We start from the raw sequence: 20,325 nt of genomic DNA on the forward strand, positions 1-20,325 counted from the left end.
AAATTACGGAAGGATCGCCTGGTCCTTCCGCATTCACACGGAATTAACGCTCTGACGCCCGCTCGTTTTGCGCCACCGACAGGTAGCCAAAATAGCGGTCGCGAATTTCCCGCACATAGTTCACAGGCTCACGCCCCCGCACGTAACCAAAGCGGGCTTTTTTATAGTGCTCTGGCTGTGACAGCAGCAACATGGCCTCTTCCACATTGCCGAACCAGCGGTTCGGGTCTTTCCCCAACCTTTCCGCGAGCACCCGCGCATCCCGCACGTGCCCGTGGCCCGCGTTATACGCGGCGAGGGTGAAATAAATTTTCTGGTCAAATGGCAGGGCTCTCGGGAAGCGCTCTTCCAGCCAGCCGAGATAGGAGATACCCGCGCGAATTCCGTTTTCCGGCTGATATAAATCGGAAATGCCCAATTGCTGACCGGTACGCGGCATCACCTGCATCAGGCCACGGGCACCGGCAAAGGAGCGCGCCTTGGGATTGAAGCGGCTCTCCTGATACATCTGCGACACCACCATGCGCCAGTCCCTGTCTGCGGGTACCGCGTGCTTGCGCACCAGTGGATCGTAGGGAGACAGTTCCGAGGTATCCCGCAGCCGCTCCCGGTGCTTACCGCGGATGCGCTTCTCTTCCCTGAAGTATTTGTTGTAGGTGACATTGAAAAACAGGCCGCGGTAATACTGATTGAGGAAGCCGTTCAGCTTGTCGAGCAACTGCGGCTGATCCCCGCGTACCGCCCAGGCGATATCCTGTTCGCCAGAAAGATTGCCCACCACCATAAAATCGTCGCGGTAGGTCTGCTCGATCTGCACCAGGTGGGAGTCCGCCACGGTGTAGTCATAGCGCCCTTCGGCCACCGCATCAATCAGCTGCTCGGTGGTTGCCCCCTGCACCGCGCGAATATCCAGCGTCGCGTCCCCGCTCACGGAGGCCTGCAGCAGCTGCAGGCTGGAGTAATAACTGCTCAGCGGGTTCACCGCCACCGACTGCCCCTGTAAACGCTCAGCCACGGGTACCGCCATATCCAGCTGCGCACTGCTGTCCACCGCGGCAATCAACTGTTCGGTCACCTGCATATAGGGACGGGTAAACACCAGGCCCTGCTGTTGGCGCGCCTCGGTGATGGTCAGTGACGCGGCGATAACATCGCCCATTCCCTCAGCCAGTGCATCCGCAAGATCCACCTCGGGGCCGGGCACCACCATACTGAGGCGCAGGCCGTTATCCTTGGCAAAGCGTTTCAGTAAATCGTAGTCAAACCCCATCAGCTCACCGCGCCACATAAAGTAGGACGCAGGATGGTTGCGGGTCAGCACCCGCAGGGTTTTGGTCTGTTTGATCTGCTCCCAGTCACGCAGGGCGCTGGCGCGGCGCTGGGCCGCAATCAGATGCTCCTCGGTAAAATATTCATTCAGCGCCTGCTCCAGTTGCGCACTGTTTCTGCGCACGGCCCAGGCGATGGCGCGGCGGCTATCCCGCAGGTTTTCCGCCTGCAGCGTCGGGTAATCCGCAAGCATGACCTCGGCGAGATTGCTGTCGATCACGGTACCGTCGTATTCACCTTCGGCTACGCCATCGAGCAGTTCATCCTGGGTGACGGGTCCTTCCAGTACCCGGGGAATCAGTACCCGCTCTTCGCTGGATTGTTGCGCGAGAGTGGCAACAAAGGCACTGCCGTTGCGCAGTGCGACTTCCAGCTCCGCCGTCTGTTGCTGACGGTCGCGACGGGTAATCAGCTGCTCCTGCACGTACTCCAGGGGCCGGGTGAAGGCGACCTGTCTGGCGCGCTCCGGGGTGCGGGAAAAGTTGACCGCAATCAGGTCACCGCGCCCGTCGATAAGGGCGGGAATCAGTTGTGCAAAGTCTTCCACATAGATCCATTGCGGCTCGAGCCCGCGCTGGCGGGCGAACTTTTCCGCAAGTTCACGCCACTCGCCGGTGGGCAGCCCGTCACGCGGCAGCGACTCCTCCTCCAGGCCCTGGGGAGCCAGCAGCCGCAAGGTGCCCCGTGCGGTAATCGCTTCGAGGTCGCCGCGCTCGATATAGTTGTCGAATGTTGGCGGCAGCACTTCCTCTTCGACCTCGTCCACCACCAGTGGCTCCAGGTCGGCTTCCGGCGCCTGTGCCCGGGCGGGGACATCGCGGTCCGCGCCACAGGCAGCAAGCAACAGAATGACCAGCAGACTGCAGGCCCAGCGCACTGCATCCACCCCTATTAACTGCCGACGTCCCCTATCAGGCTTAATTGCCATCTCCCGCATACCTCTAAATTCTGCTGAGTAATTCACTTCCGCATGGGGAATAAATGTCTCACAAACTGTGACACATTTCGATTCCGCTCACTTATTGAACAATCCGCAGGGCGCTGGTCCTATCACCGGCCATCAAGTGGCGCTATGGCCGGGTTCAGGATTGCGAGAACCTGAATCGGCCTGTTCAGGTCGCGCAAGCTCCTGAGAAAACTGCAAACGACATATGCGATAAAACCATGAAAATAATTCGACATCTCACGATCGCCGCTCTGCTCAGCGCCTGTGCATCTCCAGGCTTGAGCGCGGCAACCCTTCTGGACGAAGACTTCCAGGATGGAAATATCGCCGGCTGGAATACGACCGGCACTGTCTATGCAAACGCCTATTACGGAAACTATTCCATCGGTTTACGTGGCGGCACCGCCAGTGCGACCTATACCCTGTCCACATCCGGATATGTAAACGTCAATATTTCCCTGGACATCTCCGCGCACTCCCTTGAGTACGGTGAAAGCTGTATCGCGGAAGTATCGAATAATGGCGGCAGTTCCTGGGTAAACGCGCTCACCCTGTCCAACGGGCAGGATAACAGCGCCCTTTACACCGCAAGCAGTGTGGCCATTGATGCGGACAACAAGTCCCAGTTGATGATTCGCTATCGCAATGGCGGCAACGACTACTACGATTACTGTTACGGCGACAACATTCTCGTCACCGGTGACGTGGATAGCGGCGGGGGCAGCAGTAGTGGCGGCGGAAGTAACGACGATTACTACGATGAATTGAGCGGTTCAGGAAATGTTTCCCGCAGCCTGCTGACTTACAACACGCTGATGAACGGAAGCGACCCGGGCAGCCGGGTGAATCTTTCCGCTTACGCGGTGCCACAGAATGCGGCTCACCCGCTGAATGCTTTTGCCGGAACCCTGACGCTCAGTGGCGAAGCCTCAGGGGGAAGTTTCTCGGAGGTCAAGGATACTTACAACTACACCGGTAGTGGCGATAACACCCGCAAACACCTGCCGGAATTTTCTTTCCAGTTTGTCCAGACCGGCAGCCATATATTCCCGCTACAACGCGGCTCCATCGGCAGCGCGCACCCCAACTGGGAATACGTGTTGACCCCTGGACGTGTATGGCAGGAAAACAGCGACAGCGGCTACACCCGCGCAGCAATACCTTTTGCCCTGCAGCAGCGCAACGCCAATTGCATGCACAACGGCGTGATGACTTTCCTGTTCAAAGAGGATGGCTCGACATCCAAGGTGGCGTATCAGATCAGCAGCGAGACCTGCCTGTACTTCAAGGCTGACTGGTGGGGACTGCTCGACGCCAGCTACACCCCGGAAACCATCGCCAATCAGAGCCAGCTGATCCAGGACTACCAGGCCGAGATCGCCGGGCGCATGCCGACCAAACCACTGTCCGCACTCAGCACGGACTATCCGGGTACTGACCCTTCCGCCTTCGAAGCACCGAACAGTACCGATGCCAGCCATGTTTCCACCGCTGGATTTATCTACGGTGGTGTCCACTACCGCGGCGATTGTGTTACCCGCTATGGCAACTACCCCTACTGCGACTCCATGGTGGTACCGTCTTACTCTTCCGCCAAATCGTTTTTTGGCGGCGTGGCGATGATGCGACTGGAAAAGCTGTACCCGGGCGTGCGCAACACCTCTGTGGCAAGCCACGTTCCCGCATGTAACAGCAACGGCAATTGGTCTGATGTGACACTGAACAATCTTCTCGATATGGCGACGGGTAATTACGGCAATGCTACCTATATGGAAGATGAAGGCGCCTCCCATACCGACAACCTGTTCCTGACCGACAGCCACAGCAGCAAGATCAGTTACAGCTGTACGCAGTATTCACGCAAGACAACACCAGGCAGCCAGTGGGTGTACCACACCTCGGACACCTACATCGCCGGCACTCATATGAACGATTATCTGAAGGATCAGCAGGGCAGCAACGCCGATATCTTCGATGACACTATTGTCGCCGACCTGTGGCAGCCGATTGGCGTCAGTCCTACCGGCCAGTACACCCGCCGCACTTACGATTCTGTTGAGCAACCATTCGCTGGCTGGGGCCTGATGTGGCTGCCGGACGATGTGGCAAAAATCGCGAGTTTTGTAGGTATCGACGGTGGCGAGATCAACGGGCAGGAAATGCTCGACAGCAATCAGCTCGATGCCGCCCTGCAGCGCAACAGCGGCGATACAGGCACGGTACCGCTCGCCGACTACCGCTACAACAACGGCTTCTGGGCACACAATGTGGCCGGTAATTTAAATGGCTGCAGTGGCCCACAGTGGATTCCTTTCCTGTCCGGCTACGGCGGCATTACTGTGGTTCTGTTGCCGAACGACAGTGTTTATTACTACTTTAGCGACAACGACACTTACTACTGGCTGGAAGCGGTTCAGGAAGCACACCAGATCCAGAGCGCCTGCCAGTAACCGTTTGACTCCTGCGCAATCGCGCTTCGGCGGACCCGACTGCGGGTCCGCCTTTTTTCTGCCTGATGATTTATTTCACGACAGTTCACCACTGGCACTACAACCCCAAGAGAGCTGGCCCTACAGATTTAACTGCAGAAAGCCCATGTTATGTCCATGCCACTGTACGCGCGTCGCGCCCATGCAGCGGCAGTCCCAGCTCATAAAAATAATCAAGGTGTGAATATGAAATCGAGTGACCAGCGATCGCGGGCAGGACTCGCGACGGCCATTCTGCTATTGAGTGCGGCGGGCTCAGCCAGCGCTCAGGCGGAAACTATATATTCCGACAGTTTCAGCAGCGGCAATATCAGCGACTGGAGCGCAACCGGTACTGTGGATGCGCATAATGGCACCTTGCGCTTGCGCGGTGGATCCAGTGCAACCCACACGTTATCGACCGCCGGTTATTCCGCGGTTTCTGTATCGCTGACCATGTCCGCGGGCTCACTGGAGAACAATGAATTCTGCTACGGGGAAATTTCCACCGATGGCGGCAGCAGTTGGATCACCGCGGTCACCGTCGCCAATGGTGACGACAATGGCACCCAGTTCAATAGCAGCAGCTCACCGACCGGGATCGACAACAATACCGACGTGCAACTCCGCTTCCGCGGAACCGGCTCCACCACAGGTGATTACTGCTACGGTCACCAGGCTCTGGTCACCGGCACCGGCGGCGCGCCCACCGATCCCGATATCAGCGCGCCGGCAAGTGTCAGCTTTTCAAATGTTGCCCCGGGCAATACCAGCTCCCAGGTAATTACCGTATCCAACCAGGGTTCTGCCCCACTGGTGATCAGCAACACCAGCTCACCCACCGCGCCATTCAGTATTACCAGCAATAATTGCGGCACCGTTGCCGCAGGCAGCAGCTGTGCAATTTCAGCGACATTTTCGCCGTCCAGCGAAGGCAGCTTTGGCAGTGCCATTACCCTGACCTCCAACGACCCGGATGAATCCAGCCTCACCATCAACCTGAGCGGCTCTTCCAGTGAGGGCGGTGGCAGTGTGGAAGATTTTGACCCGCTCACCGGCAGCGGAAATGTTTCCCGCTCCGCACTTACCATGACCACTCTGATCAACGGCAGCGATCCCGGCAGCCTGGTGAATTTTTCCCACTATGCACTGCCAGCCGACGCAGCCATGCCCACCAATCAGTTTGAAGGTTCTCTGGAGCTGTTCGGCGAAGCCAGCGGCGGTGCCTTTGATGAGCACAAGGATACCTTCCGCTACACCGGATCCCAGGATGCAACACGTAAACACCTGCCGGAATTCGATTTTGAATTTGTGCAGACGGGCAGTCATATCGTACCCAGGCAGCGGGGCTCCATTCCCAGCAGCCACCCGGAATGGGAATATGTACTGACACCGGGACGGGTGTGGAATGAAAACGGCGATGCGGGCTACAGCCGGGTTGCCCTGCCCTTTGCCCTGCAACAGAAAAACGCCAACTGCATGCACAATGGGGTGATGAGCTTCCTGTTCAAGGACGACGGCTCCGTTTCCGATGTGGCCTATCAGATCGCCAGTGAAACCTGCCTGTATTATCAGTTTGATATGTGGGGGCAGCTCTCCGCCAGCTACACGCCACAGTCCGTCGGCAACAGCGCGGCTCTGGTCAGTGACTACCAGGCGGAAGTTGCAGCGCGTATGCCAAGCAAGCCGCTAAGCGCACTGGCACAGGACTACCCGGGCACGGATTACACCGCCTTCGCCACCCCCAACGGCAAGGACCCGCTGGCAATTTCCCTGGTGGGCTTAGTGATCGACGGCACCCACTATGTCGGTGGCTGCAGCACTCGCCAGGGTACTTACCCATACTGTGAATCCCTGGTGGTTCCGTCCTACTCCAGCGCCAAGTCGGTATTTGCCGGTGGCGCGCTGATGCGACTGGAACAGAAATATCCGGGCACCTTCAACCAGTCCATCGGCAGCTATATCAGCGAATGCAATACCAACGGCAACTGGAATGACGTGACCTTTGGCAATGCACTGGATATGGGTACCGGCAACTATAAACTCGCCAGCTATATGAGCGACGAAGGCGCCAGCCATACCAACGACCTGTTCCTGCCGGAAGACCACGCCAGCAAAATCAATTACAGCTGTACCGAGTACCCACGCAAGGCGACTCCGGGTACCAAGTGGGTATATCACACCTCGGACACCTACATTCTGGGTACCGCGATGAACGCCTACCTACAGGGTATTGAGGGCAGCAGCAGCGATATCTTCACCGATATTCTCCTCGACGAAGTATTGGCGCCGCTGGGGGTCAGCCCCACCGCAGAATTTACCCGTCGCACCTATGACAGCGTGCAACAGCCTTTCGCCGGCTGGGGGCTGATGTGGTTACGGGATGATGTGGCGAAAATCGGCGCGTTCCTGGCGGACGATAACCAGTCCATACTGCACCAGGGGCAGCTGGATGCGGCCCTGCAGCGGGATAGCAGTGACCGCGGTCTGGAACCGCTCACCGACTACAAATACAACAACGGCTTCTGGGCCCACGAAGTCAGCAGCGATATGAGCGGATGCAGCAATCCTCTTTGGCTGCCGTTTATGTCGGGCTATGGCGGTATTTCTGTGCTGATCCTGCCCAACAACTCGGTCTATTACTATTTTGGTGATGACGACGAGTATCTGTGGATGGATGCGGCACAGGAAGCGCACGCTATCCGCAGCCTCTGCCAGTAATTCACCACCGGCAGACAGAAATGAAAAAGGGGCGCTGGCTTTCCACCAGCGCCCCTTTTTTATGGATGTTTCCGTGTATCCCCTACTCCGCCTCCCGGATTGGCTTGCGTAATTCTACCGCTTCGACCACTTTCGCCTTCTTGCTGCGCATGCGGATATTGAGCATTTCCACCGCCACCGAGAACGCCATGGCAAAGTAGATGTAGCCTTTGGGTACGTGTACCTCAAAGCCTTCGATAATCAGGGTGACCCCTACAAGAATCAGGAACGACAGCGCCAGCATCTTGATGGTGGGATGGCGGTCGACAAAATCGCCAATAGGCTTGGCCGCCAGCAGCATCACCGCCACTGCAAGAATGATGGCAATCGCCATAATGGAGATATGGTCCACCAGCCCCACCGCGGTAATAACCGAGTCCAGTGAGAATACAATATCCAGAATCGCAATCTGCGCCAGTACCATGCCGTAGGTGGCGGTCTTGGTCGAGGTGGCCTCGCCATCGACGCCTTCCAGGCTGTTGTGAATTTCGTGGGTGGCCTTGAACAGCAGGAACAGGCCACCGCCAATCAAAATCACATCCCGTCCGGAGATTTCCTCCCCAAACACGGTAAACCAGGGCTCAGTCAGTCCCATGATCCAGGCGATGGAGAACAGCAGCCCCAGGCGGGTGATCATCGCCAGGGCCAGACCGATAAAACGCGCGGACTCCCGCTGTTTTTCCGGCAAGCGGCCTACGAGGATGGAAATAAAGATGATGTTGTCGATGCCCAGCACGATTTCCAGCGCGGCCAGGGTGGCCAGGGCAATCCATGCTTCGGGACTGGCAATCCATTCGAACATGCGGCGGTTCCTGTCAATTTATTGTCATAGTGATCGGTCGCGCTCCGTTGAGCACAACTCGCAACGGTGCGGAAGGTAAACGGGAGGAGTTTACGGGGTTTCGTCCAGCCACGCCAAGGCGGGTGCCTTGTCTTCAAAATAACGGGCTTCGCCTCCGATAAACCAGGTACCGATTTTGGCCGCGGTTTCCTGCCAGGCCCTGTTGCCCACCATGGCCACCTTGTTGAACTGCCGACCGTGCTTTACACCCAGCTTGAGGTCATCCCAGGCGGCTCGGATTTCCCAACCTTCCAGTTCGCGCATGTCCATCAGTACATCAATCTTGGGATGTTCCATCCCCGCAATTGCGGACTCGAGCATGGGCACCAGGGTTTCGTAGTCTTCGTGCTCCAGCTTGCCGCGCGCGTGCAAGGTCAAAAGTACCCGCTGATTTCCGGTGCGTTCGATACTGACAGAAAAGCCGTGGTGATAATCGCTCATGAGCACATCTCCCTATAGGCCGTTTACTAGTGCCAATAACGAGGTATAGCCTCGAGCAGCCGGCGAAACAAAAGGATCAATTTGTCAGTAGTGGGACCCCATACAAAAAAAGGGCCGCAAAAGCGGCCCAACGGAGTCGTTCGTTTTCAATAACTCGGCAATCCCTCAGCTGATATCGATCCAGGTGGACTTAAGCTCGCAGTACTTGTCCAGCGCATGCAGGGACTTATCGCGGCCGTTACCGGATTGTTTAAAGCCGCCGAACGGCACGGTGATATCGCCACCAAAATAGTTATTCACCCACACAGATCCGGCACGGATATCGCGAGCCATACGGTGGGCGCGGCTGATGTCTTTGGTCCAGACGCCGGAAGCGAGGCCGTAGATGGAGTCGTTGGCGATTTTCAGCGCTTCCTCTTCGGTCTCGAACTCGATGATGGACAGCACCGGACCGAAGATTTCCTCGCGGGCAATGGTCATGTCGCCACTTACGCCGCGGAAAATGGTGGGCTCGTAGTAGTGGCCACCCTCTACCGCTTGCGCGGGCTTGCCGCCGCACACCAGGCTGGCGCCCTGCTCCAGGCCCTTGGCCACGTAGAACTCGACGGTGTCGAATTGGCTCTGGTCGATCAGTGCACCCATCACCGAGTTCGGATCCTGCGGATGACCCGGCTTGAAGCGCTCGGAGGCCTTTTTCACCTTTTCGATAAAGGTATCGGCGATGCCTTTTTCCACCAGCAGACGGGTGCCCGCGGTACAGGTTTCACCCTGGTTGTAGAACACTGCCAGCGCCGCCGCTTCCGCCGCCTTGTCCAGATCCGCATCGGCAAAAACAATGTTAGGGCTCTTGCCGCCCAGCTCGAGGAAGGTGCGCTTGAGGTTGGACTGGCCGGAGTATTCGGTCAGCGTCTTGCCCACCTCGGTGGAACCGGTGAAGGTCAGGCCGTCGATATCCATGTGCAGGCCGAGGGCCTTGCCGAGGCTGCTGCCCGGTCCCGGCAGTACGTTCAGTACGCCATCCGGCAGGCCTGCTTCTTTTGCCAGGCCGGCCAGTTTGATGGCGGTGAGCGGGGTGTTGGAAGCGGGCTTCAGAATCACGCTGTTACCGGTGGCCAGTGCCGGGCCCAGTTTCCACGCGGTAGTGGAGAGAGGGAAGTTCCAAGGCACAATCGCCGCGACCACCCCCAGGGGCATACGGGTAATCAGGCCTATCTCCGTGGGGCCTGTGGGGGCGATCTCGTCGTAGATCTTGTCGATGGCCTCGGCATTCCAGCGGATGGTAGTCACCGCGCTGGGCACATCCACATTCATGGTATCGCTGATGGGCTTGCCCGCATCGAGGCTTTCCAGCAGGGCGATTTCCTCGCGGTTGGCTTCGATCAGCTCGGCAAAACGCACCAGGATCTTCTTGCGATCCATAGGCGGCATATGGGACCAGACACCGGATTCAAAAGTGTCGCGAGCAATCTTGACCGCCACCTCGGCATCTTCCGGACCACAGTTGGCGACCTGCGCCAGCTCGCGGCCGTCCGCCGGGCTGGTACAGGGGCGGGTCTGGCCACTGCGGGCATCCACATATTCGCCGTTGATAAAGGCGCGCCCCTCGATGGTGAGAGTGTCGGCCATGGCGAGCCACTCCTGCAGGGATTGCGGGGTGGATTGCGGTTTCTGCTGATCGGTCATGGACACCTCGGTCTTCAATATGAAAGTTGGCAGCCAGTAAAACTGAAGGATTGTTCAGTTTATACCTAAAATGTGATCACAAATCAAAGGGCGCAGTGTAACAGGGTCAAATGGCTCAGGTTAAATCGCTTCGAAGGTACCGGTTTGCAGGTTCTTGCGCGCACCGGGGATGGGGAACACCCGGTTGTGGAAGGCGATATAGAAGCCGGGTTGCATCAGGCGCGCGGTGAGCAGGGCTTCGGTGACATTCTGGCGGGCATCGGAATCGATAAAGCCCATGGGGCGCATGGCACCGGTGAACACCACAGGGACAGCGGGGGTCCCCATTTTTTCGTAGCAGTATTCCGCAGTGATCGACATGGTGTCGGTACCGTGCAGGATAACGATGGGGTCGCCCTGCTGTGCGGTGCTGGCGATAGCGGCGCAGATCTGGTCGCGATCGCTGTTGTCCATCTCCAGGGAGTCCTTGTTGAGGATGCTCTCCAGTTCCAGATGGGTATAGGGCAGACGCAGGCTGCTGATCAGGCCCTCGCGAATGATGGACGCGCGGTTCTTGAGAGTGCCCTCGGATTCACAATAACTCTTTTCAATGGTGCCACCGGTGGTGAGGATGCGGATGGTGGTCTTGTGGTTGAGATCTGTCATCGTTTTTCCCGCTGAATGAGTACAAATGTGCGCATATTAGTGGGCACGGGAGAACGAGACAATTGTAGCGTTAGGGACAGTCACCCGCAGCCGCACGCTGCGGGCTTACAACAACAAAGTTGGCGGCTCAGACTTCTTCGATCCGATAGGAGTGCACAATCTCCACCCCGGCCTTGCCCAGCATGATGGACGCGGAGCAGTACTTCTCTGCCGACAGCTCCACCGCGCGCGCCACCTGGGACTCCTTGATATTGCGCCCGCGCACCACGAACTCCATCTCGATCTTCTCGAACGGCGCCGGTACCGCGTCCGGGCGGTGGCCCTTCAGTTCCACATGGCAGCTGGCCACGTCCTGACGGGTCTTCTGCAGGATACCCACCACATCGTAGGAGGCGCAGCCACCGACACCCAGCAGTATCATTTCCATGGGGCGAATGCCGTTATTCTTCTGGCCGCCTTCCATCACAACCGAATTGCCACTGCCCGACTCACCGATAAAGGTGACACCATTCACCCAGGTCACCTGACCCTGCATTACGCCCGCCATGGAACTCTCTCCTTCAGATTGGATGGGGGCCGGGAGCTTATCACAACAGTCGCCGGAATCCGCAGCGTGTCGAGACCCCAGTGACCCGGGAGACATTATCCCCTGGCGGCAGGCTCTGCAGAGTAAGCCTTCACTAACGACGGTTGTCACCGCTGCCGACAACCGCTATAAACAACACCCTGCCCCTAAGCTGGGCAAAAAGTGGCCCAGATCACATTGCGGAGCATTAACCTGAGATGCCCCCTGTTGGCATCGGGGTTTTAGCGGGATAATCATCCACTTACCCGGGATCAGGCACAAAAATTTCAAGAAAAGGAGTAGATCCGTGACGGTCGCTACCGAAGACACTCTGACTACTGGCAACATCGAAGACTTTCTCGCCCACTGCCATCGCCGCCGCTACCCGGCCAAGAGCACCATCATCTACGCTGGCGACCGCTGTGAGTCCCTGTACTTCATCATGCGCGGTTCCGTCACCGTACTGATCGAGGACGACGAGGGCCGCGAAATGATCGTGGCCTACCTGAACGACGGCGATTTCTTCGGTGAGATGGGCCTGTTCGACCAGGACACCCGCAGTGCCTGGGTGCGCACCAAGACCGAGTGTGAAGTTGCGGAAATCTCCTACACCAAGTTCCAGGAGCTGACCCGTCAGCACCCGGAATTCCTGTTCAACCTGGCCACCCAGATGGCAGGCCGCCTGCGCAACACCACCCGCAAGGTGGGTGACCTTGCGTTCCTCGACGTGACCGGTCGTGTGGCCCGTACCCTGCTGGACCTGTGTAACGAGCCGGATGCGATGACCCACCCGGAAGGTATGCAGATCAAGATTACCCGCCAGGAAATTGGCCGCATTGTCGGCTGCTCCCGCGAAATGGTGGGCCGGGTACTGAAGACCCTGGAAGAACAGGGCCTGGTATCGGTAAAAGGTAAAACCATGGTGGTCTACGGGACCCGCTGATCCACCTTCGGTATGGGCCCCAGGCGCCGGGGCCCAATGCCAGCAACGCACCCCTCCCACGCGTCGCCCCGCCCACAATCATACGACCGTCCGTTCATCCCTACAGGTTGGCAAGCGGCAACTCTACCCCCTTCCGTCGCCATTCAGGCCATCCCAACCCCACAAAGCCCAACTTTTCAGAAAATTTTTCCGGCAGCTACCGCAACGTGCGCAGGAAAGGACCCGCGACATTACTATTCGGTAAGTCGCAGGGGTCATGCACCCCGGGGAGCCAGGAATGGGAAACAGTCACAACTCTGCCCACCTCGCAGCATTTACGCTGTTAATTTCGACCATATTGGTCTTGCTGGTAACAGCCTGCGACAGAGGCGCGGTGGAACGGAATCAGCCACCCCGCGAGACCCCAGTCAACGCCAGCGCCACAGCGGCGCAGGCAATTCCCCCATATATCGAAACCGGTGACCTGGCGGCAATTCGCGACCGCGGCGTTATCCGCTTCGTCAATCTCGGCGGGTCCGAACTCGACCGGCTACCTAGGGACAGCATCGTCACGCTGAAACACATCACCCTGGCGAACAAGCTAGCGGAAAAACTGAAGCTTGAAACCGTATGGATTGTGGCGCGTACCCCGCAGGAAGCCATCGAGATGGTGCAGGCGGGGAAAGCGGACATTGCAGCCTACTCGCTGACCGACACCGAAGCCCGTCGCGAGCTCGTCGATTTTACGGTACCGCTGCTGCAGACCCGGCAGAAGCTGGTGACCAGTCTGGACGGTCCGGACATCCGTGATCCAGAACAACTACGCGACGCCGAGTTAATCGCGCAAACAGGCTCCGTCTACATACAGACCGCCGAGCGCCTGATTGCACAGAATCCGGATGCCAACCTTTCGATAAAGCAGGCCGTAGTCTACGAGGACCGGGATGCCCTGGTCGACCTGCTCAAAGAAAAGAGAAATCGCGTGGCCATCCTCGATGACTATATCGCGGATAACATGCTCAGCTACCGCAAGGATATTCGAGTGGGCGCGGCGGTTTCGGAGAGAGAGAATATTGCCTGGGCGGTACGCAAAGGTTCAAAAAAGCTGCTCACCAGGGTTAACAACTATCTAACCGGCAACCTGGTCAAAGCGCCGGGCGAACGCATTAGCGACTGGAAAGCAATCAAACAGTCCGGCGTTATCCGCTTCCTCACCTACAACCGCCCATCCGTTTACTACCTGTGGAAAGGCGTGCTTATGGGCTTTGACTACGACCTCGCGAAAGCCTTTGCAGAAAAGCACGACCTGCAGCTGCAAGTGATTGTGGTGCCCTACGATGAAACCCTGATTGACTGGCTGAAAGCCGGGAAAGGCGATTTCGCCGGTGCCGTAAAAAATATCACCCAGGAACGCATCGACCAGGGGATTGCCTTCACACGCTCCTATCGTGAAACCCCGGAGCAGGTTGTCAGCAACCGGAACAAACCGGAGATCAAACAGATTCAGGATCTTGCCGGACGCACCCTGACGGTCAGGGCCAACTCTCCCTTTACCACCACCGCGCGCACACTGAAACGCAGCGGTATTGATGTTGCCGTAGAAGTCGCCCCGGCGGATATTTCTATCGCCGAACTTATCGACCGAATCGCGGAGGGCGAACTGGATGCCACCATCGTGGATAACGATGATGTGATGATGGCAGCCTCCCTGCACCCCGAGTTGTCCCCCGGCACCCTGGTCAGTGACCCGCGTCCACAGGGGTGGATGGTCATGCCGCAAAACAAACAGCTGCTGAAAAAGCTCGATATCTTTCTCGCCAAGTATCGCAAGAGCGAGGCCTACCCGAAAAAAATCGCGGCTTATTTCGAGCCGAACAAGCGCTTTACCCAGCACGTCGCTGCGCGTGTTATTCCAGGGAAAGACCTCTCCCCCTACGACACCCTGGTAAAACACTCATCGCTGGAATACGGCTTCGACTGGCGCCTGGTGGTGGCGCAGATGTGGCAGGAAAGTAACTTCAACCCGAAAGCTGTATCTCCGGTGGGTGCCCAGGGGCTGTTACAGGTAATGCCCGCCACTGCGGAAGATATGGGCTTCCCGCCTCCGCTGTTCGAGCCGGACCGCAATATTCAGGCGGGACTCAAATACCTCAACTGGGTACGCGACCGGTTTGAACCCACACTGCCGGCGGTGGAAAGACTCTGGTTTATTCTCGCCTCCTACAATGCCGGTTACGGGCATTTACTGGATGCGCGCCGACTGGCCCGGGAGCTCGGTCTCAACCCGGATGTCTGGTTCGGCAATGTGGAGCAGGCCATGCTCAAACTGTCCGAACCCCAATACTTCACCAAAGCCCGCTACGGCTATGTCCGCGGTGCGGAGCCAGTCCAATACGTACGCAAGATCAGCCACCTGTATCACGCCTACACCAACGTCGCCAGCGGCGATATTGACCTCAACCAGGTGCAACACCGCCTCTCACCAACCCATCAGGTGCCGCCCCATCCGGTATCCCAGTAACCATCAGGGCACTGGACGACCGACCAGCATTTTATACTGGCGAAAGCACCAAAATGACGCACAATACGAACAAATATCGGCCTAAAGAACCAAAATAAAGCAATACTGCAAAATTAAACACTGCTGAGCGCGCACATTTAGCAAATTATTCTCCCCGGCACTGGTACGTTGGTTACAGCCAACTCAACACATAAATAAATAGTCTTAGGGAGATCCAATGAGGGACAACAACAACTACCTCTCACTCAAAAAATCCCACCTGGCCCTGGCCATCTCGTGCGCGGCGATGCCGTTGCCGCAGTTCGCCACGGCACAGAATACGGAAAGCGAAAGCAAACCCGCTTTCGAAGAAGTTGTGGTGACCGGCTCGCGGCGCGAAGAAAATGTGATGGATATTCCCATCAATATTTCGGCGGTGGGCGGAGAGAAGATTGAAGACCTGCGCCTCACCAGCATCGCCAAAATTGCTTACTACACCCCGGGGCTGACGGTAGTGGACCGCGGCCCGCGGGACGAAGTACCGGATATGATGGTACGCGGACTCAACACCGGTGGCCTGGGCCCGGGCTTCAGCAGCAGCACCGTGGCCATGTACCTGGGGGATATCCCCCTGCAGGTGGACCTGAAGCCCGTTGACCTCGAGCGGGTGGAGGTACTTATCGGCCCTCAGGGCACCCTTTACGGACAGGGCACCATGGGCGGCGCCATCCGCTATATCCCGGCGAAAGCGGATCCATCGGGCTACAGTGCCAGTTTCCGCGGTAGTGCAAGCAGCACAAATGAAAGCTCCGGCATCGGTCAGGAGTACGGCGCCACTTTGAATTTCGCCCTGACCGATACCCTGGCCATTCGGGTAAACGCCGACAGCGTACAGGACCCCGGCTTTATCGATTACAACTATGTGGTGCGTGAATCCGGTGTCTCCAACCCGGATCCGGATTTCAATGATCCCGACGATGTCGCCGCGAACCTGCGCAAAGTCAAAGATGCCAACGGTGAAGACACCAAGTCCGGCCGTATCAATGTGCGCTGGCTAGCAAACGACTGGCTGGAAGCCAACCTGTGGCACTACTACCAGGATACCAAGGCAGAGGGTCGCCAACTGGCCAACCAGCTCTCATTTGGTACCGGACCCTACGAATCCGGCATGCGCTATGAAGAGCCCAATCACTACACCAATAAACTCACCAGTATCGAGCTGATCGGTGACCTCGGTTTTGCCCAGGCCACCATGGTTTACGGCCAATCCGAATATGAGGAGCTGGGCCAGCGCGATCAGACCGACCTGCTGCTCGATCTGGACTACGGTTACGATTCCTTCCCGTCGTTCTCGGCCTATACACGCGAACAAGTAAAAGACAAAGCCGACACCTTTGAACTGCGCATGTCTTCACAGCATGAAGGTCCTTTCAAATGGGTCGCCGGTTACTTCCAGAACGAGTATGTCTCCGACGCGATCAGTGAAGAGTTTACCCCCTTCTTTGACCAGTTCGCTGTGGATAACTGGGATGCCGTGCAGCTTCGCCCAGACAGCCTGGAATACATTCAGCTTACGGATATCGACGAAAAAGAATCCGCCTTTTACGGTGAACTGACCTATAGCCTGAGCGACACACTCGCGGTCACCGGCGGTTACCGTCGTTACAGTTTTGAAACCGATATTACCGGCGGATTCGGACTGCCTCTGTACGATACCGTGTTCCTCGGAGCGCCTCAGGACGCCATCAACGTAGACCTGGGTACCAATCAGGGGGAAGACGAGGGAGATCTGTTCAAGTTCAACCTGGCGTGGGATGCGACCGATTCCGGCATGGTGTATTTCACTTACTCCCAGGGCTACCGCAACGGCGGCGTCAACTCCGTACCGGAATGTACCCCGGAGCAAATCGCCAGCGATAATCAGCAGCTGTGCGCACTGCCGGAAGAAGTACTGATTGACCCGGACAAAATCGACAACTACGAAATCGGCTACAAAGGCCTGGTCGGCGAGCGCCTGAATATCAGCACCGCGCTGTACTACATCGACTGGAGCGACCTGCAGGTTGCCACCACCACCACCAATGGCTCTCTGCCCATTACCGGCAACGGCAGCGCCGCCATCAGCCAGGGCTTTGAGCTCCAGGGAAGCTGGCTGATCAGTGACAGTCTGGATCTGGCTTTCACCTACGCGTACACCGACGCCGAGCTCACCGAGGATGCCCCGGGTCTGGTCGGCCCCTACGATGTCTATGCGGGCGCCCGCCTGCCGGGACACGCCGAACACCAGGGCTCTCTCAACCTGAACTACTCCACCACGGTATTGGGCAACTATGACCTGGCTCTGAACTACGGGCTCGTGTTCGCCAGCGATGTGTACAACATGGTTGGTGGCCCCGAAGACCCGCTGTACATGGTCGAGGAAGATGGCAGCATTACTGCGGGTGACCGCGGCGGCGAAGCCATTCCGGGTTATGCGGTACACCACCTGTCCGCAACCCTGAGCCTAGACAACTGGACCGTGCAGGCATTCGCAGACAACCTGTGGGACAAGTATTACATCACTGGAACCCGCACCAGCCGCCGCAACCTGCAGGACGAAAACAACGGTCCGGGTATCGAGTGGGGCAACGGCTTTACCCAGCGTTCCTACGGCCAGTACGTGGGCACACCGCGCACCATTGGTGCCCGCTTCACCTACAGCTTCTGACACCTGTAGGCTTTCCATCAAGCCGGTCTGGGATACACTGTCCCGGCCGGCTTTTTTATTTGTTGATCCTTACTTTATTGCCATCTATGCAGACTCCCTCCATTGCGCAATTGCACAGTGCTGCAGAGCAGGCCCTCAACCGGGGCGACATGCGCGCACTCCACCACTACTGCCGTCAGATCTTGCAGGGCGACCCGGCGCACAGCGATGCCTGGTTTCTCGCCAGTATCGCAGCGGCAGCGGCGGGCCATCTCTACAAGGCAGTCGAGATGGTCGAACGGGCACTGGCTGGCAGCCCGGATAATCCTGAGTATCTCGCGCAAAAGGCGCGTTACTATGCGCAACTGAATGACTACGACCGGGCACTTCAGGCGGCAGACTTGGCACTCGCGGCAAACCCCGAGAGGCCGTTGATTCTCGATACACTGGGTGTGATATACGCACGATTCGACGAACACCACAAGGCCATCAACCCCCTGCGCCGCGCCGTGTCACTGGCACCGGAAAATCCGCAATTTCAATTTAATCTCGCCTCTACCGAGCAGTTCCTCGGCAATATGGATGCAGCGCGCGCAGCCTATGAAAAAGCCATTGCGCTGCAGCCGGATTTCGCCCGCGCGCGCTGGGCACTGTCGGAACTGGGAAAGAACAACGCGAGTATAGAAAATACCGCCGAATTGAAAAAACGACTACAGCTACCACAACTGAGCGCCGAGGACCGGCTCTACTTGAGCCACGCGCTGGCGCGTGATTGTGAGCGCAGCGGCGACTACGCACAGGCTTTCGAATGTCTGAATACAGCCAAGCATCGCTACCGGGAAAAGATCGGTTATTCCTTTGCCCAGGACGCGGCACTGTTTGACGGGCTGAAATCCGCGTTCTCATCGACTGCGCCGGATAGCGCAACAGGGCTCGGCAACCAATCTCTGTTTATCGTGGGCATGCCCCGCTCCGGCACCACACTGGTAGAGCGTATTCTCGCCAGCCACTCACAAATCGAATCGCTGGGTGAACTTCACGAGTTTCCACTGGCGATCAAGCGACACTCAAACACCGGTTCTTCGCACACACTGGATTTGGACGTCATTGCCGAAGCAATGAATGTGGCCCCCGCAGCTATCGGGCAGGACTACGAAACCCGTTGCCGCGCACGGGGCAGAAGTGCCGCATACCTGATCGACAAGCTGCCAATGAATTTTCTCTATCTCGGGTTTATTCTGCGCAGCCTGCCGAATGCGAAAATCGTGGTACTCGACCGGCATCCACTGGATGTGTGCCTGAGCAATTTTCGCCAGCTGTTTTCTTTCAACTTTCGCTACTACCACTACCACTACAGTCTGGAAGACACCGCGCGCTATATCTGTGCCTACCGGGACCTGATCGATCACTGGCAGACAATTTTCAGAGACAGGATCCACACGGTAAGTTATGAGCAAATTACCGAGAACCCGCGGAGGGAAGCCCACGCATTGATGGACTATCTGGGATTGCCTTGGGAGGAGGCCTGCCTGGAGTTCCACCAGTCCGATGCGGCAGTTTCCACGGCGAGCAGCGTACAGGTACGCCAGCCCATCTACCGCAGTGCGGTGGCACGCTGGCGAAAGTATGAAAAAGAGTTGCAGCCGGCCATCGAAATCTTTGCGAAGGCCGGGTTGATTTAACCCGGCCTCGGGCTACGCACTCTGCAGTGCCGGATCACGGGTCTAGTCCGGGGTGACGTTTTAGTTGAACAGCTCCATCAGGCGACGGCCCGGTTCTTCCTCACGCATAAAGGCTTCACCCACCAGGAAGGTATCCACATTGTGGCCGCGCATGGCCGCCACGTCGTCGGTAGTGTGAATACCGCTTTCGGTGACCACAATGCGATCTTCCGGAATCAGCTCCAGCAGGCCGAAGGTGGTTTCCAACTGCACTTCAAAAGTGTGCAGGTTGCGGTTGTTGATACCGATCAGGCGATTGGGCAGCTTCAGTGCGCGCTCCAGCTCAGCGCGATCGTGCACCTCCACCAGCACATCCAGACCCAGTTCCAATGCCAGATCATTCAGGCCGGTGAGCTGTGCATCATCCAGGCAGGCCGCGATCAGCAGAATGCAGTCGGCGCCGATGGCGCGGGCCTCGTACACCTGATACGGATCGACAATAAAGTCCTTGCGGATTACCGGCAGGCGCACCGCATTGCGGGCCTGCTGCAGGTATTCATCGGCACCCTGGAAAAAGTCCACATCGGTCAGCACAGACAGGCAGGCGGCTCCGCCCTTCTCATAGCTGGTGGCAATTTCTGCGGGAATAAAATCTTCGCGGATCACGCCCTTGCTGGGGGAGGCCTTCTTGATCTCGGCGATCACCGCCGCTTCACCGGCGTTGCGCTTGGCCTCGATGGCCTGGACAAATCCGCGGCAGGTTGGCTGCCTGAGCGCACGCTGCTGCATTTCATCCTGACTGACCAGCTTCTTGCGCTCGGCCACTTCTTCCCATTTGCGCTCGACGATGGTCTTCAGAATCGTTGGGGTATTCATTA

13 protein-coding genes are annotated in these 20,325 nt (G+C 57.7%); 6 read left to right on the forward strand and 7 right to left on the reverse strand.

Annotation, left to right across the window (positions count from 1 at the left end; genetic code table 11):
- Positions 1-43: 43 nt before the first annotated feature.
- Entirely contained in the window at positions 44-2,257 is a 2,214-nt protein-coding gene (locus AU11_RS11750) for a transporter substrate-binding domain-containing protein (RefSeq protein ID WP_197023830.1), read from the reverse strand.
- Between the two features lie 236 nt (positions 2,258-2,493).
- Between AU11_RS11750 and AU11_RS11755 the strand changes: the two genes are divergently transcribed.
- Positions 2,494-4,725, forward strand: a complete 2,232-nt coding sequence (locus AU11_RS11755; protein WP_043319553.1) for a hypothetical protein — start codon at positions 2,494-2,496, stop codon at positions 4,723-4,725.
- 225 nt (positions 4,726-4,950) lie between these two features.
- On the forward strand, positions 4,951-7,464 hold the full coding sequence (locus AU11_RS11760) for a choice-of-anchor D domain-containing protein (RefSeq protein ID WP_043320460.1): 2,514 nt from the start codon (positions 4,951-4,953) through the stop codon (positions 7,462-7,464).
- 82 nt (positions 7,465-7,546) lie between these two features.
- Here AU11_RS11760 and AU11_RS11765 read toward each other — a convergent pair whose 3' ends face one another.
- From AU11_RS11765 to AU11_RS11785, 5 genes are all read right to left on the reverse strand, one after another.
- The gene (locus AU11_RS11765) at positions 7,547-8,305 is read right to left on the reverse strand and encodes a TerC family protein (RefSeq protein ID WP_043319554.1); all 759 of its coding nucleotides are present in this window, start codon (positions 8,303-8,305) and stop codon (positions 7,547-7,549) included.
- A gap of 90 nt (positions 8,306-8,395) precedes the next feature.
- Entirely contained in the window at positions 8,396-8,785 is a 390-nt protein-coding gene (locus AU11_RS11770) for an STAS/SEC14 domain-containing protein (RefSeq protein ID WP_043319555.1), read from the reverse strand.
- A 165-nt stretch (positions 8,786-8,950) separates the two neighbouring features.
- The gene (locus tag AU11_RS11775; RefSeq protein WP_043319556.1) at positions 8,951-10,468 is read right to left on the reverse strand and encodes an aldehyde dehydrogenase; all 1,518 of its coding nucleotides are present in this window, start codon (positions 10,466-10,468) and stop codon (positions 8,951-8,953) included.
- Between the two features lie 120 nt (positions 10,469-10,588).
- On the reverse strand, positions 10,589-11,113 hold the full coding sequence (locus AU11_RS11780) for an asparaginase domain-containing protein (RefSeq protein ID WP_043319557.1): 525 nt from the start codon (positions 11,111-11,113) through the stop codon (positions 10,589-10,591).
- Between the two features lie 127 nt (positions 11,114-11,240).
- Positions 11,241-11,648 (reverse strand): OsmC family protein, encoded by a 408-nt coding sequence (locus AU11_RS11785; protein ID WP_043320461.1) that lies wholly within the window; start codon positions 11,646-11,648, stop codon positions 11,241-11,243.
- A 337-nt stretch (positions 11,649-11,985) separates the two neighbouring features.
- Here AU11_RS11785 and crp point away from each other — a divergent pair, with 337 nt between their 5' ends.
- The 4 genes from crp (at position 11,986) to AU11_RS11805 (ending at position 19,468) form a co-directional block, all read left to right on the forward strand.
- Positions 11,986-12,621 (forward strand): cAMP-activated global transcriptional regulator CRP, encoded by a 636-nt coding sequence (gene crp, locus AU11_RS11790; RefSeq protein WP_051687212.1) that lies wholly within the window; start codon positions 11,986-11,988, stop codon positions 12,619-12,621.
- 373 nt (positions 12,622-12,994) lie between these two features.
- Positions 12,995-15,121 (forward strand): transporter substrate-binding domain-containing protein, encoded by a 2,127-nt coding sequence (locus tag AU11_RS11795; protein WP_197023831.1) that lies wholly within the window; start codon positions 12,995-12,997, stop codon positions 15,119-15,121.
- Positions 15,122-15,338: 217 nt separating this feature from the next.
- Positions 15,339-17,807 carry a TonB-dependent receptor gene (locus AU11_RS11800; RefSeq protein ID WP_043319561.1) on the forward strand — a complete coding sequence of 823 codons (2,469 nt, stop codon included), beginning with the start codon at positions 15,339-15,341 and terminating at the stop codon, positions 17,805-17,807.
- A gap of 86 nt (positions 17,808-17,893) precedes the next feature.
- Positions 17,894-19,468 (forward strand): sulfotransferase, encoded by a 1,575-nt coding sequence (locus tag AU11_RS11805; protein ID WP_043319562.1) that lies wholly within the window; start codon positions 17,894-17,896, stop codon positions 19,466-19,468.
- A 60-nt stretch (positions 19,469-19,528) separates the two neighbouring features.
- On the opposite strand, the gene trpC is transcribed toward AU11_RS11805, so the two are convergent.
- The gene (gene trpC, locus AU11_RS11810) at positions 19,529-20,323 is read right to left on the reverse strand and encodes an indole-3-glycerol phosphate synthase TrpC (protein ID WP_043319563.1); all 795 of its coding nucleotides are present in this window, start codon (positions 20,321-20,323) and stop codon (positions 19,529-19,531) included.
- Positions 20,324-20,325: the final 2 nt, after the last annotated feature.

The organism is Microbulbifer sp. HZ11 (genome assembly GCF_000708675.1).
Classification (GTDB): Bacteria; Pseudomonadota; Gammaproteobacteria; order Pseudomonadales; family Cellvibrionaceae; genus Microbulbifer.

What these genes read in the sequence shown, in the direction of transcription:
- AU11_RS11750 (WP_197023830.1), bottom strand. Translation starts at nt 2,257, where the DNA reads ATGGCAATTAAGCCTGATAGGGGACGTCGGCAGTTAATAGGGGTGGAT.
- AU11_RS11755 (WP_043319553.1), top strand. Translation starts at nt 2,494, where the DNA reads ATGAAAATAATTCGACATCTCACGATCGCCGCTCTGCTCAGCGCCTGT.
- AU11_RS11760 (WP_043320460.1), top strand. Translation starts at nt 4,951, where the DNA reads ATGAAATCGAGTGACCAGCGATCGCGGGCAGGACTCGCGACGGCCATT.
- AU11_RS11765 (WP_043319554.1), bottom strand. Translation starts at nt 8,305, where the DNA reads ATGTTCGAATGGATTGCCAGTCCCGAAGCATGGATTGCCCTGGCCACC.
- AU11_RS11770 (WP_043319555.1), bottom strand. Translation starts at nt 8,785, where the DNA reads ATGAGCGATTATCACCACGGCTTTTCTGTCAGTATCGAACGCACCGGA.
- AU11_RS11775 (WP_043319556.1), bottom strand. Translation starts at nt 10,468, where the DNA reads ATGACCGATCAGCAGAAACCGCAATCCACCCCGCAATCCCTGCAGGAG.
- AU11_RS11780 (WP_043319557.1), bottom strand. Translation starts at nt 11,113, where the DNA reads ATGACAGATCTCAACCACAAGACCACCATCCGCATCCTCACCACCGGT.
- AU11_RS11785 (WP_043320461.1), bottom strand. Translation starts at nt 11,648, where the DNA reads ATGCAGGGTCAGGTGACCTGGGTGAATGGTGTCACCTTTATCGGTGAG.
- AU11_RS11800 (WP_043319561.1), top strand. Translation starts at nt 15,339, where the DNA reads ATGAGGGACAACAACAACTACCTCTCACTCAAAAAATCCCACCTGGCC.
- AU11_RS11805 (WP_043319562.1), top strand. Translation starts at nt 17,894, where the DNA reads ATGCAGACTCCCTCCATTGCGCAATTGCACAGTGCTGCAGAGCAGGCC.
- trpC (WP_043319563.1), bottom strand. Translation starts at nt 20,323, where the DNA reads ATGAATACCCCAACGATTCTGAAGACCATCGTCGAGCGCAAATGGGAA.